The sequence below is a fragment of the Streptosporangium heterodermiicola genome (assembly GCF_051390675.1).
In the GTDB taxonomy this organism is placed as follows: Bacteria; Actinomycetota; Actinomycetes; order Streptosporangiales; family Streptosporangiaceae; genus Streptosporangium.
In genome coordinates this window covers 1-329 of record NZ_JBPJSR010000130.1, presented here as the reverse complement: position 1 = coordinate 329, position 329 = coordinate 1, and the positions used below count along the sequence as shown (strand labels likewise).

At 71.4% G+C, this 329-nt stretch carries 1 protein-coding gene; it reads right to left on the bottom strand.

Annotated features, from left to right (window positions below; translation table 11 throughout):
• A partial coding sequence (locus ACSC1Q_RS43205) for a ketoacyl-synthetase C-terminal extension domain-containing protein (protein WP_436764547.1) occupies positions 1-329 on the bottom strand: 329 nt, incomplete at both ends.

Below are 329 nucleotides of genomic sequence, written 5' to 3'. Positions count from 1 at the left end.
CCCACCACCACCGCGCGCTGCTCCAGCACCGTACGACCACTCGCCAGCGTCCAGGCGACACCGGCCGAATCCAGCTCAGGCCGCTCCTCCACCCACGAGGCCAGCCGGGAAGCCTGCCCCCGCAGCGCCTCCGGAGTCTTGGCCGAGACCAGCCACGGCATCACCGGCAACTCGACAGCGTCAGCAACCTCCGGCTCCACCACCGGACCCTGCTCGATGATCACGTGCGCGTTCGTCCCGCTCACCCCGAAGGACGACACAGCCGCCCGACGCGGACGGTCACCGCTGTCCCACGAACGCGCCTCGGTCAGCAGCTCCACCGCACCCGC